The sequence below is a fragment of the Paenibacillus lutimineralis genome, assembly GCF_003991425.1.
Classification (GTDB): domain Bacteria; phylum Bacillota; class Bacilli; order Paenibacillales; family Paenibacillaceae; genus Fontibacillus; species Fontibacillus lutimineralis.
The window spans coordinates 5642501-5657241 of record NZ_CP034346.1; the positions used below are offsets into that span (position 1 = coordinate 5642501).

At 43.9% G+C, this 14741-nt stretch carries 20 protein-coding genes (1 of these 20 cut by a window edge); 6 read left to right on the forward strand and 14 right to left on the reverse strand.

Features of this window, described 5'->3' with window-relative positions; genetic code table 11:
* Together EI981_RS25055 and EI981_RS25060 are read right to left on the reverse strand one after the other, a co-directional pair.
* On the reverse strand, nucleotides 1–164 hold the 5' portion of the coding sequence (locus EI981_RS25055; protein WP_068779141.1) for a hypothetical protein. 67 nt of this gene lie to the left of the window's left edge; the window shows 164 of its 231 coding nt (coding positions 1–164); the start codon lies at nucleotides 162–164; the stop codon falls past the left edge of the window.
* 129 nt (nucleotides 165–293) lie between these two features.
* On the reverse strand, nucleotides 294–908 hold the full coding sequence (locus EI981_RS25060) for a stage II sporulation protein M (protein WP_127002861.1): 615 nt from the start codon (nucleotides 906–908) through the stop codon (nucleotides 294–296).
* 283 nt (nucleotides 909–1191) lie between these two features.
* Between EI981_RS25060 and pdaB the strand changes: the two genes are divergently transcribed.
* Entirely contained in the window at nucleotides 1192–2001 is an 810-nt protein-coding gene (gene pdaB, locus EI981_RS25065) for a polysaccharide deacetylase family sporulation protein PdaB (protein ID WP_127002863.1), read from the forward strand.
* A 96-nt stretch (nucleotides 2002–2097) separates the two neighbouring features.
* Here pdaB and EI981_RS25070 read toward each other — a convergent pair whose 3' ends face one another.
* Nucleotides 2098–2715: a KinB-signaling pathway activation protein gene (locus EI981_RS25070; protein ID WP_127002865.1), complete on the reverse strand. Its 618-nt coding sequence runs from the start codon at nucleotides 2713–2715 to the stop codon at nucleotides 2098–2100.
* 127 nt (nucleotides 2716–2842) lie between these two features.
* On the opposite strand from EI981_RS25070, the gene gerD reads away from it, so the two are divergent.
* Nucleotides 2843–3673 (forward strand): spore germination lipoprotein GerD, encoded by an 831-nt coding sequence (gerD, locus tag EI981_RS25075; RefSeq protein WP_127002867.1) that lies wholly within the window; start codon nucleotides 2843–2845, stop codon nucleotides 3671–3673.
* A 53-nt stretch (nucleotides 3674–3726) separates the two neighbouring features.
* On the opposite strand, the gene EI981_RS25080 is transcribed toward gerD, so the two are convergent.
* The 5 genes from EI981_RS25080 to EI981_RS25100 all read right to left on the reverse strand — a co-directional run bounded on the left by EI981_RS25080 (nucleotide 3727) and on the right by EI981_RS25100 (nucleotide 8099).
* Nucleotides 3727–4839 (reverse strand): Mrp/NBP35 family ATP-binding protein, encoded by a 1113-nt coding sequence (locus EI981_RS25080; protein ID WP_127002870.1) that lies wholly within the window; start codon nucleotides 4837–4839, stop codon nucleotides 3727–3729.
* Between the two features lie 61 nt (nucleotides 4840–4900).
* Nucleotides 4901–5674 (reverse strand): N-acetylmuramoyl-L-alanine amidase CwlD, encoded by a 774-nt coding sequence (gene cwlD, locus EI981_RS25085; protein WP_127002872.1) that lies wholly within the window; start codon nucleotides 5672–5674, stop codon nucleotides 4901–4903.
* Nucleotides 5675–5756: 82 nt separating this feature from the next.
* Complete coding sequence (sat, locus tag EI981_RS25090) at nucleotides 5757–6926, reverse strand: sulfate adenylyltransferase (protein WP_127002874.1); 1170 nt, start codon at nucleotides 6924–6926, stop codon at nucleotides 5757–5759.
* A 37-nt stretch (nucleotides 6927–6963) separates the two neighbouring features.
* Nucleotides 6964–7656, reverse strand: a complete 693-nt coding sequence (locus EI981_RS25095) for a phosphoadenylyl-sulfate reductase (RefSeq protein WP_127002876.1) — start codon at nucleotides 7654–7656, stop codon at nucleotides 6964–6966.
* 122 nt (nucleotides 7657–7778) lie between these two features.
* A complete protein-coding gene (locus tag EI981_RS25100; RefSeq protein ID WP_127002878.1) occupies nucleotides 7779–8099 on the reverse strand; it encodes a hypothetical protein in 321 nt (106 codons plus the stop codon).
* 362 nt (nucleotides 8100–8461) lie between these two features.
* Between EI981_RS25100 and EI981_RS25105 the strand changes: the two genes are divergently transcribed.
* The 4 genes from EI981_RS25105 (at nucleotide 8462) to EI981_RS25120 (ending at nucleotide 9751) form a co-directional block, all read left to right on the forward strand.
* Complete coding sequence (locus tag EI981_RS25105) at nucleotides 8462–8713, forward strand: hypothetical protein (RefSeq protein WP_127002880.1); 252 nt, start codon at nucleotides 8462–8464, stop codon at nucleotides 8711–8713.
* Nucleotides 8714–8783: 70 nt separating this feature from the next.
* Entirely contained in the window at nucleotides 8784–8972 is a 189-nt protein-coding gene (locus tag EI981_RS25110) for a type II toxin-antitoxin system HicA family toxin (protein WP_127002882.1), read from the forward strand.
* A gap of 40 nt (nucleotides 8973–9012) precedes the next feature.
* The gene (locus EI981_RS25115; protein ID WP_127002884.1) at nucleotides 9013–9435 is read left to right on the forward strand and encodes a type II toxin-antitoxin system HicB family antitoxin; all 423 of its coding nucleotides are present in this window, start codon (nucleotides 9013–9015) and stop codon (nucleotides 9433–9435) included.
* Between the two features lie 37 nt (nucleotides 9436–9472).
* Nucleotides 9473–9751 carry a hypothetical protein gene (locus tag EI981_RS25120; RefSeq protein ID WP_127002886.1) on the forward strand — a complete coding sequence of 93 codons (279 nt, stop codon included), beginning with the start codon at nucleotides 9473–9475 and terminating at the stop codon, nucleotides 9749–9751.
* 25 nt (nucleotides 9752–9776) lie between these two features.
* Here EI981_RS25120 and EI981_RS25125 read toward each other — a convergent pair whose 3' ends face one another.
* The 6 genes from EI981_RS25125 to EI981_RS25150 all read right to left on the reverse strand — a co-directional run bounded on the left by EI981_RS25125 (nucleotide 9777) and on the right by EI981_RS25150 (nucleotide 14735).
* Nucleotides 9777–10112, reverse strand: a complete 336-nt coding sequence (locus EI981_RS25125; protein WP_127002888.1) for a hypothetical protein — start codon at nucleotides 10110–10112, stop codon at nucleotides 9777–9779.
* A 265-nt stretch (nucleotides 10113–10377) separates the two neighbouring features.
* Complete coding sequence (locus EI981_RS25130) at nucleotides 10378–11202, reverse strand: peptidoglycan recognition protein family protein (protein ID WP_127002890.1); 825 nt, start codon at nucleotides 11200–11202, stop codon at nucleotides 10378–10380.
* Complete coding sequence (locus tag EI981_RS25135; RefSeq protein ID WP_127005001.1) at nucleotides 11199–11618, reverse strand: phage holin family protein; 420 nt, start codon at nucleotides 11616–11618, stop codon at nucleotides 11199–11201. The genes EI981_RS25130 and EI981_RS25135 overlap by 4 nt, the downstream gene beginning before the upstream one ends.
* A gap of 52 nt (nucleotides 11619–11670) precedes the next feature.
* Nucleotides 11671–11883, reverse strand: coding sequence for a hypothetical protein (locus EI981_RS25140; protein WP_127002892.1), 213 nt, complete (start codon nucleotides 11881–11883; stop codon nucleotides 11671–11673).
* Between the two features lie 72 nt (nucleotides 11884–11955).
* Nucleotides 11956–12513, reverse strand: a complete 558-nt coding sequence (locus EI981_RS25145; protein WP_127002894.1) for a hypothetical protein — start codon at nucleotides 12511–12513, stop codon at nucleotides 11956–11958.
* Between the two features lie 56 nt (nucleotides 12514–12569).
* A complete protein-coding gene (locus EI981_RS25150) occupies nucleotides 12570–14735 on the reverse strand; it encodes a phage tail protein (RefSeq protein WP_127002896.1) in 2166 nt (721 codons plus the stop codon).
* Nucleotides 14736–14741: the final 6 nt, after the last annotated feature.

Genomic DNA, 14741 nt, shown 5'->3' on the forward strand with positions numbered 1-14741 from the left:
CGAGCGTACATACGAAATACAGTTTTATATCTCTTAGCAATTGCGTCACGGATATCCTGGTCCAAACGTTGATCGCTCATATCAAGCAACATCTCGTCCAGTTCTTTGCGTAGAACATAGTCGAGTTCCTTGCATTCTTTATCATTGAACATCATTCCCAACATAACTACAGCTCCTCTATCGACTCAGTTTATATCTATATCTGCCATAACCCCAACTGCACATAACATATCCGCGGCTTTTGACCGCTTTACTGTTATGCACAGTTTTCGGGAAAATTATGACATCAAATATCAACGAACCAAGTAAAAAGTGAGCGTACTTTCAACTACCGCCGCGATCAATAGCAATACCACTGTCCAAAAAGCAGCTCTAATGAGCGAGTTAAAGAATTCCCGCCATTTGATCGTCCTTTCACTCCGATCCCGGGCCCCCAACTCTCCGAGACCCTTAAGCACATAGTAACCGAACTGAATCCCGAAGGCAGCAGCCATAATGATTGCTGGAATCTCGATAATCCCATGTGGCAGCAATCCTTTTACAATGAGATCAAATAAATTGGCCCCGTGCTGTGCCGAAGTTGTAACCAAAAAACCAAGAACAAGCCCATTCATCAGCAGGAACACAGCTGGCAATATACCGAACAATGCTCCCAAGATAATAACGCCCAGACTTTTAATCACGTTATTCAGAAAGATAAATTTAAAAAAGCTTAGCTCCGGCACCGCGGATTGGGATAATTGCTCACTATAATTTCGCAAAGTCTCAATATCAGGCATGACCAGGCTAGTAATCCGCTCCGTCTCCACCACCCCCATCAAAATGCCAACGGCAAAGAAAGCGATCGAGACCCACAGCGACTTTTTATATTTTCGTAAATCACGCATAAACAAACGAAATGACAGCATGATATCTCCTCCTGTAGCAAATTTTTTTACATATAAGTGTTTGTACAAAAAATTCGGTTTTAAGCACCGATACACTGATGAAATTCTACATCGCAAGAAAACCTATCGCATGAATCGCGGTGCTCATCCTTGAATTGGCCTCGATTGGTTTTTTTATCAAAAGCGGACTTTTTGAACTACCTCTTTAACTTTTGGGACAAGAAATGGTCATAATCCCGAAAGGTACAGGCATATATTTGTACAAGCGCAAATCATTCTGATAACGAGAGGGGCTAATCAAAGCATGAACAACTTCTTCTATGTCCTTAACGGGAAGAAAATCAAAAGGTTTTTCTTTGTTTTTGCCGCGGCCCTGTTTGCAGCAGGTATCGTCTATGTGGAGCAGAGCCATATCACCGTATTCTCCGAAGAGAGCAGCCCCGCCGCCATCTACAGTGTGCCTACGGAGAAGAAAGTAATTGCCCTGACCTTCGATATCAGTTGGGGAGACAAACGGGCAGAACCCATCCTGAAAGTACTCAAGGACAAAAATGTTCAGAAAGCGACCTTCTTCATCTCATCCCCTTGGGGAAAAAGCCATCCGGAAATTGTGAAAGTAATTCAGGAACAAGGATTTGAAATCGGCAGCCATGGACACAAACATGATAACTACAGCGAATTAACCGATGAAGAAATCTCCAAGCAGATTACTACAGCTCATTCTATTTTAACCGAATTAACTGGAAAAGCACCAAACCTCCTGCGACTTCCTAATGGCGATTTTGATAAACGTGTATTATCTATTGCTGACGGGCTGGGGTACAAAGTGATTCAGTGGGATACAGATTCTCAGGATTGGCAAAATAAAGGCGTTGACAAAATTGTAAATCGCGTCGTTAACAAAGCACATCCTGGTGATATTGTTCTCCTGCATGCCAGTGATTCAGCCAAACAGACGCATGAAGCTCTCCCTATTATTATCGATCAACTACGGCAAAAGGGATATGACTTTGTGACGGTCACTGACTTGCTTCAGGAAGCAGGAGTAAAAGGCAACGAGGTTCGCGATCAGGCCTGGATTCAGGAGCAAATCGATACAGCAGCTGGTATGTAATTCGACCAGAACTGTACTTTATAAAAAAAGGGACCCCCACTCCGTTTTTACAGAGATGGAAGGTCCTTTTTACATTTTTATACTTTTGAATCATTCCTAATTTATCATTTCTTGACTATGTATCTGCGGAGACTGCTTAGGCTTCAATACGCGGTGCAAAATCAATATCTGATAGGCATTACAAGCAATCAATGGACCAGCAATCCAGGCGGTCGCTTGATCCACCTCGATCTTCAGCACGCCGATCGTCTCTACAATTGTTACGGCAATCATGAAGAATAAAGTGGGTATCCATGCGGAACCGTTTGTCATTCTTGCTTTGAAATAGGCCACGGCAATGGCGACAATTAAAATAATTCCTCCCAACACTACATCGGAGTAGGAACTTTTGTTACCGCCTACAAAAATACGCAGAAACATTAATTCAAATAAGGATAGAGCTGTCAATACAAGCTGGATATATTGCCAGGTTCTACGGGAGAACACACCCGTTCCCATATAATTGACCATCATATATGCGAAGAATCCCATCTGGGAGTATACGCTTACCATGATCCCAACACCTAACAATAAACCAATATTGACAAAAAGATCTGCCGTCCCATTCAGCTTCATAGTATCCGTCAACTGTAGAACCAGACCAATCACGAGCGAGCCGGCGGCTCCAACCACCAAGGTCGTCCAGAATAAATGCAACCATCTTTTTAAATTCAAATAAGCCACCTCCCACTACCGAAATATTTTACCAATGATGGCAGCAAAAAACCATCGTTTTTACTCGGATAATTCTTTTTTTTAGCCACATACTACAAACATTGATACTCATAAGGAGGCTGGAACCATGAAGTGGGTGGGTTACTACCGCTGGTCTTTATGCATCATACTTACACTTACATTAACGGCATGCGGCTCTGATCAAGGCTCATCACAATCCCAAAGCGGATATAAAGATACAAAATCGATGGTTATCGACATTTTGAAGACCGACGACGGTAAAAAAGCGATCTATGAGGCCTTAAGTTCACCACAGGGCGAATCCGGCAGCAGCTCTGGCTCTTCTACTGACTCTGGCTCCGGATCAGACTCTGGTTCTGGTTCTGGATCAGACTCTGGAGGCTCCTCCGGATCAAGCGGAAGTTCGGGCGGTTCTAGCAGCGGATCAGGGGGAGGAGGGTACCGAATCAAGATGCTCCTTCCAACCAATACCTCTGAGGAGGTTAAAATGGCCGTAAAGGACACGATTACCTCACCGGCTTACAAAAAAGAAATTGAGAAAATTATGACGGATCCCAAGTTCGCCGGTAATTTTGCCAAGTCCATTAGCGCTCAGAACAAGCAGCTTCACATGGATCTGATCAAGGACCCTACTTATCAGAAATCTATGCAAGATATGATGAAATCACCTGAGATTATGCAGATGTTCCTGGATTTAACCAAGTCGCCAGATTACCGTAAGCAGTCGATGACCATCATGCAAGAAGCGATGCAGAGCCCTTTATTCAAAATGGAAGTTATGGAGCTGCTCAAGACCGTCGTTCAAGAACAGCTTATACCTAAGGTCGAGAAATCAGCTGAGAATCAGAATAAGGGCGGCGAGAATCAAGGCGGTAAGAGTGGCGGAGAGCAAAAGAAACAAGGCGGTGGTAGCTCCGGCTCCAGCGAAGAAAGCTAAGCTTAATCATGTCCCACTTTCGATATATAAAAGAAAGACTGAACCCTATAGGTTCAGTCTTTTTGACATTTTGTTATTACTGTAGCAGCGATTTCGCCGTAAATACGTCCGCTTGGTGCATCCTCCTTATAAATCGAAGGAGAGAAGTCTGGTTCCGACGGATGGTTGTCCGGCGTTCCAAGCGGAATTTGCGCTAGGAGCTCCGTGTGTAATGTCTCGGCCAAGCGCGCACCACCACCGCGACCAAAGATATAGTCCTTCTTATGGCAATCTGAACATTCATAATAGGCCATATTCTCCACTACACCAAGCACTTCATGCTCGGTCTTCAGTGCCATAGCGCCAGCTCTGGCAGCGACGAACGCCGCTGTCGCATGTGGTGTTGTAACAATAATCTCGCGGCTCTGAGGGATCATCTGATGTACATCCAGCGCCACATCCCCTGTTCCTGGCGGCAGATCAAGGATCATATAATCCAGTTCTCCCCAATGAACATCCGCGAAGAATTGTCGCAGCATCTTCCCGAGCATCGGTCCACGCCAGATCACTGGTGTGTTCTCCTGGATGAAGAAGCCCATCGACATCACCTTAACGCCGAACCTCTCCACTGGCTGAATAACACCATCCTCGATCGCTGGAGCTGTCTCAATCCCCATCATATCTGGGACACTGAAGCCATAAATATCGGCATCGATCAATCCGACCCTTTTACCAAGACGGGCCAGTGCTACGGCTAAATTCACAGCAACTGTGGATTTACCGACTCCGCCTTTGCCGCTGGCGATTGCAATGAAATGAACTCCGGATTTGGGGTCAAGGATCGATAATTGTTCTAGACCTGCTCCATGTCCCCGTGGCACTTGTGACGCTGCCCCTTCAGCTTCTTTGGACGTCACGGCTTGTCCCGCTTCCTGGCGCTCATGCTCGGAAGGTTCACGGAAGCGAAGATGAAGGTTGTTGATGCCAGCTTCCTGGAGACGGTAGCGAATCTCTTCCTCCAGCTTCTGGCGCGTATTCTCATCCTGTTTCAAGCTGATTACTGTCAAAGAAACCTTATCTTCTTTGATCATCATATTGCGTATCCAATTCAAATCGATCAAGCTACGTCCCAATACAGGCTCTGCAATAGGTCTAAGTACGGCCTCAAGCTGTTCCATCGTTAACACAGACAACACCCCGGATCTATTTAGTAATCGAATGGTTGGTATAAATATGATATTAATTATATCATTTCCTACTGTTGTCTGCTTTGCTTCCACTTTCTTTTTTAGAAATATATTTCATAATTCCTTGATAGATTGAAGCGGCCACTTTCTGTTGGTATTTCTCATCCCCAAGTAGTCGGGCTTCCTCTGGGTTTGATAAGAAACCGACCTCTACCAATACCGCAGGAATTTTTAATTCCTCCAGCAAATACACCGACTTATCGGAGCGCTTGGCAACTCTGTCTGTGTTATTTAGGCCCTTACGCAACTCATCCTGAATGAGCTCGGCCAATGTAACGCTATCCCCGTTATTGGTTGAAAAGAAGGTTTGCGCCCCGCTCCACCGCGAAGAGGGAACGCTGTTCATGTGAATGCTGACGAACACCTTCGCTTGCTTCTCCTCAATATAACGAACCCGCCGTTTCAAATCCTCCGTCTTGCGCTTCTTGTATCCCTTAGTATCTGCACTCGCCAGATCTCGGTCTTCTTCCCTCGTCATATATACGAGCGCGCCCGCCTGCTGCAAATAATCCCGCAAATACAACGTCACTGCCAGATTGATATCTTTCTCAATAATCCCTTGTTTGCTTACTGCACCGCCATCAGGTCCCCCATGGCCGGCATCGAGAGCAATCGTCGTCCCCGCCAGCGGTAGGCTCCAATAGCTCGCAGTCTTTATGGTCGGAACTTCATATTTTGCAAATAAGATCAATAATCCAAGCAGTCCAATTCCGAGCAGTCCCCACTTGATATGATTTAACTTCAGCCAGACAGTTACTTTATTCTTGGAGTCCATAAAAAAGCCACCTCCATCCCCATAAATGACACTAATCATCTATATGGGACGAGGTGGACAAATATTACAAATACGATTCGATTTATATCACAACTTGATGACTCATTCCTTCGATCAGTACTCTTGCAACTTCAGGACGGGTAAATTCAGGCGGAGGACAAATTCCTTCACGAAGAAGCCCTCTCACCTTGGTTCCAGACAAGGTCAGATGATCCTCTGCAGGATGCGGACAAGTCTTACTCGAAGCCATATTGCCACATTTTGTACAGAAGAAGCTATGCTCAAAAAATAATGGCGTAATCCCTAATTCCTCTGCCGTAAAATTGCTGAAGATCTCCTGCGCTTCGTAAGTCCCATAGTAATCCCCTACACCCGCATGGTCGCGCCCAACGATAAAATGGGTGCAGCCATAATTTTTACGGACCATAGCATGAAAGATTGCTTCTCGTGGACCCGCATAGCGCATTGCCGCTGGAAACACGCCGAGAAATGTACGGCCCTCTGGATAATAATTGTCTAACAGCACCAGGTAACTCTGCATTCTGACATCCGCTGGCACATCGTCCGACTTCGTCTCGCCAACTAGCGGATTAAGGAATAGACCATCAACAATCTCCATCGCACTCTTCTGGATATATTCATGGGCCCGATGCACCGGATTTCTCGTCTGGAAGCCCACCACTGTATTCCATCCCCTATCCGCGAATATACGCCGTGTCTGTTCTGGATCGTAATAGAATTCAGTAAAGCGGTCAGGTCTCGGACGATGCAGCACTTGCACTGATCCGCCAATATAAATAGGTGAACGCTCCAACAGCTTCTTAACCCCTGGATGCTCTGAATCTGTCGTCTTAAATACTTGTCTGGCCTCATACTGCTGATCTACCTTATAAATCCTTCCGACTTCAAGCAAGCCATATACTATGCCATCCTGCTCGCCCACTAAGGCAATCCGCTCTTCTAAGGATAGCTCCGCAGCTTCCTGTTCGCTAACCGACAGGGTAATCGGAATACTCCATACCGTGCCATCTGCAAGTCTCATATGCTTCACAACCGAATGATAGTCGTCCTCATTCAGGAACCCTGTTAAGGGAGAGAATGCACCGACTCCAATTAAATCGAGATCAGAGATCGTCCAGGCATTGATACGTACCGATTTCAGCTTCTTTGCTTCCTCTAGCAGGCGTTCACGTTCCTCGCCTGTAACGAGTCGATTGACGAGCGTACCGCCATGTGGTGAAATTGCAGTCATACTGTATCCTCCCTACTCATTAGCCTCATCCTATGCATCATTTATGCAATCCGCACTCTGTCTTCTCTGATTCTGCCCAGCGGCCTGCACGAGGGTCTTCTCCCGGCATAACCGGGCGTGTACATTGTTCGCAGCCGATACTGGGGTAATTCTGATCATGTAATGGGTTGTATACGAGATCATGCTCCCGAATGTAATTCCATACATCCTCACTAGACCAATCTGCAATTGGATTGAACTTGACGAGCCCAAACTTCACATCGTATTCAATCTTCTTAGCGTTTGCTCTTGTTAGAGCTTGATCTCGTCTGATTCCAGTAATCCAAGCTTCATATTTGGATAGAATCATACTTAACGGAGTTACCTTACGGATGTCACAACAGGCATTCGGATCCTTCTTCCACAGTTCCGCACCATATTGCTGCTCCTGCTCCTCTGGCGTAATTTCCGGAGACACTCTCACGAACTTTAGACCGTATCTCTCCACTAATCGATCCCGGGTCTCATAAGTCTCCTTGAAATGAAAGTCGGTATCCAGGTAGAAGACGTCCGCCTTAGGACTAATTTTCTGAAGCATGTCTACAAGCACGACATCCTCCGCGCCGAAGCTGCAGGCAAAGGTTATGTTGGGAAATGTCTCAACTGCCCAAGCGATAATCTCCTGCGGCGTAGCCGACTCAAATTCTACAGCTTTCTCCTCAATCAGTGCCTCTTTCTCCAGTAAATTCATACTCCGCCCCCATGTCTTGGAATAAGTCCTACTAATCAGATTTGAATTATCAATATATAGTATAAATATTTCCAGGTAGAAGTCAATGAAAAAAGCGCCCAAATGGGCGCTTCAATTCATAATTAAAATCTGTAGGAGGAGTCCATATGATGGTTCGTAGGCTTCTGAGCAGCGCTAATCATAAGAAGAATACCTGTAATCAAATGCATAATCATACCCAGGATAGGAATCCAGGCAACGACCGAAGTAACGATTCCGACAATCGAACCATATTTCGATTCGTTATTATTTGCAGACAAGACTAATGTAATAATATGTAGTACAAACATGATGAACAGCGGTATGTATGAAGTTCCTACAATGATCAGCCCGCCGATAAGCGGAATACCGAGGAAAATTTCCAGACCCCCAGTAACCCATTTTAGCGTTCTAGAGTTAGACATAGAATACTCCCTTTCTATAGCAATTTGTTCTTACAAGCCGAATATATCAGAACACCTCGCCAATTTCCACCATTTTATTTATATTTAGGAATAGGAATAAAGATGAATTTGTTCAAAACCATAATAAAATGCAAAAAGCCCCTGACCGAATGGCCAAGGGCATATAATGCAAATATTAACGCTTCGAGAATTGTGGCGCGCGACGAGCGGCTTTGAGACCGTATTTCTTACGTTCTTAAATTTTGCATTCGGATTGGTTCGGTTTTTAGCGGTATATAAAGGAAGAAACTTTTTCAATTCCGATTATTCAAGGCGCGTTCTGATACAAATATGGTCAAAATATGGTCACGGAGGATCATGAAATGAACATAGAAAAAATGATGCTTCAACAGTTCATTGATGCTTTTTTTGAACAACCTAATTCAACTTGGTATGAGCGCCCGATCTTGACATTAAGACAGTCGATTCAAAAAGCCGATTGGTATCCCGTTGCTATCCCAGGGGCTATTGCCGTATACCGTTATTCAGGATTTACAAATATCGATGATGGGTATGCCGGAGAACCTCCAGTTCTTCTGATCAATCGGCAGAAAGATTGTATAAGCCAAACTTAATGATACGTATTATTTATACGTTGACACGTACTAATTATACGTGTATAATAAAGATATAAGGAGGGCGGCAATGAAAGCATATAATTCAAGAAAAATCATAAAACTTCTTGAAGAGGACGGATGGTTTTTAATTGGAGTTCATGGTAGTCATCATTACTTCAAACATCCGACTAAAACCGGAAAAGTTACGGTACCGCATCCTAAGAAAAGCTTTCCTCCCAAGACACTAGTAAGTATCCTTAAATCAGCAGGGTTGTAGGGCCTCACGGCCCTCCCCTCCCAAGGAGGTAATAATATAAATGAGTAAGAAAGACGTATACCGCTTTTGGGCATTACTTGACACATCTGAGGAAGGAATATCAGTTCGCTTCCTCGATCTTCCTGGGTGTCTAACTTCTGGAGACACTGCAGAAGAAGCGCATGCAGCAGCGCGAGAAGCTCTGGAAGGTTTTCTTTACGTGATGGAACAAGATAACGACCCTATTCCCGATCCATCTGCACTGGATGCCATTCTGCTGCAAGCAGAATCCACAGAAGCCGCCTGTGAGGTTCAGGTTTACATGCCTACTGTTCGTGAAGCAATGGAATCTAAAGCTGTAAAAAAGACGCTCACAGTTCCAAAGTGGTTAAACGATGAGGCAGAACGACAACACCTTAACTTCAGCCAAGTTCTGCAAGAAGGCTTAAAGAGAAGTCTGGGGATTGAAAATCAACGATTCTGATCAAAAAAATGGACTCGTTGACTCAGGAGGAATTATCGTGACGAACGAGCAATATTGTAAAACAATGACTGGCAATGCAAAAATGATCAACAAAATGTTGATGGTGATGGATAAATACGGTGAAAATCGTTGGTGGCTATCAGATGACACCAAGAGAATGTGTTATTTTCAACTTCAAGAAGATAGTTTGTTGATTGAATGGGAGGCGTTTCATCGCGGCGTTGAATTGCTCCTTGGACGACGTGTCGAAACGGTTGAATTCAGCATGACAAAAATGTTATTTGAAGAAGCTAAACAAAAATATAAACCTGCTTAATTATGCGAAGCGCTGGGCTGAGTTATCAGCCTAGCGTCTCTTCATCTATTTCAAAGTCTTCCCAAACCATGAAAAATATAGGTTTAAATTCATGAGAAGTAGTTGATTTCGAAAAACACATAGTTGTGTCTCCGATCTTTGATTCGATAAACGGAAGCAAGCTAGTATCAAGATCGTTGCTATTCGTTTTTGAAGAAATTACAAGAGAGTTATCGTGAAATGATATGCAGTAACTAACTCCATTTGGAGCAACCACCTTTCTTATTTCACCAGCTTTACATGCCATATAAATTGCCACTAAAATTTCTAGCCTGAACTCCATTATTTCGTTATTGATTAGCCGATCCTGGGCTGTTCTCATAATTAATAGCTCTCCTTTATCTAGAATCGAACGAACATATTATAAGTATAATACAAACATATGTTCTCATCAATCTAAGGTATATATTTGGTTTGAGAGAAGTTGCCGTAAATCGGTAAGAAAAACTTCCGTGAAATCAAAAAAATCCCACTGTCAATTAAGACCAGTGGGATTTTTTATACCGGTGCTACCGGATTGCATATCAACAAAACAATGTTGATATGTTAATTAAAATATATCAAATTCCCAAACGTTTGGGAATTAACTATTTACCAACACGTAACCCTACGGCTAGTGTTCGCCAACCCTCTAAAGTAAATGATGGATCGCTAATCTTACCACCTAAATCACTACTACCGAATTCAGATACAAACCATTTAGGAGCAGGTATTTTTTTTGTTTCTTCTTCCAGCTTTGCTACCTTCTTTACTAGATTATCAAATTCCAACTTCTCAACGGTTGTCATTGCATCATCACCACTTTCTTTTAACTTATCATATTCATATTGAACATCTTGTAAAAAACCTTTCTTTGCTGAAGCTACGGTATTGCCCATTCCCCAGAAGTTTGTTCCTGGGCATGTCTTGCTTGATATATTAGGAACGTAGTCGCCTAGAAATGATCCTGACGGCGTATACCAAGCATGATAAACGATATGGTCCGTATCAACAGGAATCTTCAACTTCGAAGCCAAACAAGCATATACATGCCCGACAGCTTCCCGTTGCAAACTAGTCATATCGTCTCTGCCTTTATCAAAATCGCCGATGATCTCCACACATATGGCACCTGTATTTGCTCCAGCAATACCGGCAGGGACTTTGTTCAAGTCCCTATCCAAGCTAATCGCAACCTTTCCATCTTCGAAGATCGTAATGTTTTGTCCGGTTCCCGACCAACCATTAGCCAAATGTGAATTTCTCATGCCCTCAAGGCATTTAAAGTGATCTTGTCCTTTACGTGTCGAATAATTTGGCAGCCAAGTATGGTGTACCTGAAGACGAGAGATACCTCGAGTAATATGCTGCTTGAGAATCCATGGTCTGAACTCTGGCAATTCAAGCAAAAGGAAATTCCCCTTCGTGATCATTGTTTATCCGCTCCTTTGTCACCTGTCTTGCCACGCAGTACCTCAACGGCTTGCCGCATAGCTGGCGGAATAGGTGCGTCTAATCTACCTGCGTTCTCAATCAGTGACAATAACTCATTGGCCAAGTAAAAAAATATAGCTGCATCACGAAACAAATGATTACCACCCAGCGCCTGATCCACCAAATGGGCAACAGCTACAATCGCGAAGATAATAATCTTACGGGCTATGCCCCATAAACCTATATTACTTTTGAGCTTGCCTTCTTTGGCAGCAGCTGCAACTCCTGTAATGTAATCTAATATCACAAACACCAACAGAATATTTAGCAAGGCCGACCAGCCTCCAAATAAATAAGACGCTAACAGGCTTAATGTTGGTACTGCTGCTTTTACCATTGTATCCACACTCATCATCCCTTCAAATAAAATAGCCCCCGCTAGGTTCGAAGGCAAAATAAAAAGCGCCTTACTTGGCGCTTTCTTCAAATGTCTTATCTTCTACGTGCTGCTTTGATTTATCCAGCAGCGCCATTGCATCACCTATGTGCTGATCTACCGCTTGTAATATTTCAAGCTGGCGGTCAGGGTGGGCTCCAATAATGAGTGAAATGATGCTTGTTATTTCTTGTATCGGCTGTTCAAAATCGAGTGATACCTCGATCCTTTTTAGTTGAGCCATATTATCCTCCTTAAAAAAAGAAAGAACCCTCAATATTTCCGAAGGTTCCTTCTTATAAAAAAATTTAGATTCTTACTTCAGTTCAGCTTGAAGCTGTTCAATTTCAGCATTGGCTGCGTCGATCTTTGCCTGGAGTTCAGCAATATCCGCTTGAGCTTTCTTTAATTTTTCCTCTGCACCAGAAGTATCTAATTTCGGATCGTCTTTACCAGCCTTTTCGTTCCAAGCCTTCGTTTCTGCTATAAAGGACTCGGATTGTTTAACGGTCTCATTATGACCTTCGATCATAACTTTCCAAGTTGATATATTGCGTTGAAGCGTATCGATTTTATATTTGGTTTGCAATTCTTTAGCAATCGGGTCCTCGGATTGAGTATCTGACGATGCCATTTTTACCGTTCCTCCCTCGATAGTCAGCGAATATCCTGCAGCTTCCGAGAAGCTACGGACCGGAGCATATGTTGTACCGTCTATTATCACGGCATCTTTTACTGACTTTCCGTTAACTGTAACACCAATGACATTTTGTACCTTTTTGCCAATTAGCGAGTTTGTTGCTGCGGATGCAACTGCAGTTAATGATCCGAGGAGTAACGCTCCTACTATTGCTGAGTATACTATCTTTTTCATGACATTATCCTCCTATACCATAATTAACCACAGTATACACCGCTATCTATTTCTTGTCATTTAGGTATGTTTACAGTCGCAAGAGTCCCTCCGGTCACACTGTACAGTTTAAGATTTCTTGTATTCGGATCAAAAGACATATTTGTCGCGGTTTGCGAAGATCCAGGCAGACCATCAAGTTTATAAATAATTGAGTTTAATTGAGCCTGAAGACCCTCTATGTGCGAGATAGCGATGCCGCTGATCCCACCGCCAAACTGCACATGATCATAAAAGTAAGCCTTGCCTTGAATTTGAATATTACTATCTAACGATGCGATGAATAATCTTCCATTAGAAACAAGCTGTACAAGTCCTGAACCGCTTGCGAGGTAACCCGTAAGGGAACCTGCTGTTTTAAAGTTGATAGAACCCATTCCACCACCAGTGTTCGCCGGTGTTATGCCTATTCGCTCGTATCCGCTCGAATCAAACGCCCTTAACCCTGATGAGTTAATCTCTATTCTTGCCCCGCTCACAGCCGTACGAAGCAATGCACCGGTAATTGTTCCTCCAACATAGACGCCGCCTTCAACATACATTTCTCCTGCTGAGCTAACAGTGAACTTACCATTTCCAACATTAATTGACGATCCTACAATGGCCCCATCCTTGAAATTCGAGCTTTTAATCTGCGCATAATTCGCAGTCAGCTTGTTGGCTAGCACATTACCCTTCATATCAACCTGGAACGGAGCCTGATTAAAGTCTGCGTGGCCAGCGGCAATCCCCTTGGTGTTGATTTGGGTAACGTCATTTCCGCTACCTATCAACATGGAAACAAAGGAACCTAATTGTCCGACAATAGCCGGGGCCGCTATACCTTTATGATTGATTGCTGTATTGGCCGTTTTTCCGCCATCTTGACTAAATATGATGCCATCGGCAGTCATAATAACTTGTCCCAATGGATCTACACGGCTTTGAAGTATAATCCCTCTGGAATCATAAATAACTTCTGTTTTCGAATTATGCACATCGATAACAGCCTGCCGAGCGAATGTTTCAAAAACTTCCGTCCGTATACGACCACCGGAAAGAAGGTTATCCATCACTTTACGGCTACGCTCAAGATCAGCTATAAGGTCGATGTCATCTTTCAATGCGAAGTTGGCCAGCGTCACCTTAGTTTGTTGATCCATGGAATATGGGTATTCTGTGAGCTCGACTATCCGGACGGCGATACGATGCATATCCATTTCCGGATCGAATACTGTTGCGGCGTCGCCAAGGTCAGGCGGATGCTCGTCCCGGTCGATCTTGTGCAAATCAGCCGCCTCCACCGTAATATCCAGCTCTGGCATCTCCTTCTTTCTGAGCTCGTCTCGGGTTGATTTGAGCAGTTCAATCGGGTCCGTGATATCTTGCTGAATATTCTCACCATCGAAATACGGAACTGACTGACTGCCCCAATAGTTTACGTATGGAGATAGAAGATAATTTACTGCAATCTTGCCATCCTTGATCGCGCCAGGGATCGACTGCAGTAAGCTCAGTTCCTCTGATGTTAGATGTGATATAGGAAGACCTCGGAACGTTACTCCATCTTTCATATAGGCGTACATCCGCGTGACCAAGTTGGTTGTATCATCCTTGAAGCTGTCCCGGATAATATTCTTCTTAGTACGAAACTCGAATCGGTCGTCAGCCCCGGTCTTCTTATAAATGTGGATGATGAAGTTATCTGGCCGAACCTCTGCCTTGTAGGTGTTAAGAACTTGAGTAAGCGCGGCTAGAGCCGTTGTCCTCCCGAAATCCTTTATATCCCACAGGTCAAACGTATCATGCACCTGGAACGTGAAGCGCCCACCTGTCCACCCACTAATCTTATTTAGCAGTGTGGAAATGTGAACGCCATAAGCCTCTGTGATGTAATCATCATACGGCACTTTGTAATCATTCATCTTGTACATAACGTGAGTACATGTTATTAGCGCTGTGAGTTGTTTCTTTGTCCTCTGCCTTTGCCTAGTGTTAATCACATAGTACTGACCGCGCTCATCCATCACGTGACCTTTGAGCTGAAGCTTTTCAAGATAATCATCACTGGTCATAGGCACTAAAAAAGACAGCTCATTATCGCTATTGAGCCGTCTTCGTCGTTCGATTTGATATGCATCTATCAGAGTGCCTAACCGTTTGAAATCCTTGTCAAATGCCTCCATGGTAGGATTAGGCTGCATATTCTG